1 protein-coding gene is annotated in these 201 nt (G+C 59.7%); it reads left to right on the top strand.

Features of this window, described 5'->3' with window-relative positions; all coding sequences use genetic code 11:
• Positions 1-201 (top strand): hypothetical protein (locus tag G3N93_RS42590; protein WP_206135679.1); only part of this gene is annotated, 201 nt, incomplete at both ends.

Genomic DNA, 201 nt, shown 5'->3' with positions numbered 1-201 from the left:
ACAACGAACCAATCGAGCTGGTGGCTGACGACAGACCCGTCGACGTCGAAGTCGACAACGAAGTAATCGAGCTGTTCGCCGACGACAGGCCCGTCGAGGTCGAGGTAGACAGCGAAGTCACCGAACTGTTCGTCGAGCTGAGCCCCGTCGACAACGAACCAATCGAGCTGGTGGCTGACGACAGACCCGTCGACGTCGAAG

The sequence above is a fragment of the Burkholderia sp. Se-20378 genome (assembly GCF_017104665.1).
In the GTDB taxonomy this organism is placed as follows: domain Bacteria; phylum Pseudomonadota; class Gammaproteobacteria; order Burkholderiales; family Burkholderiaceae; genus Burkholderia; species Burkholderia lata.
The sequence above is the reverse complement of the archived record's forward strand: the minus strand, read 5'-3'. Positions and strand labels throughout refer to the sequence as shown.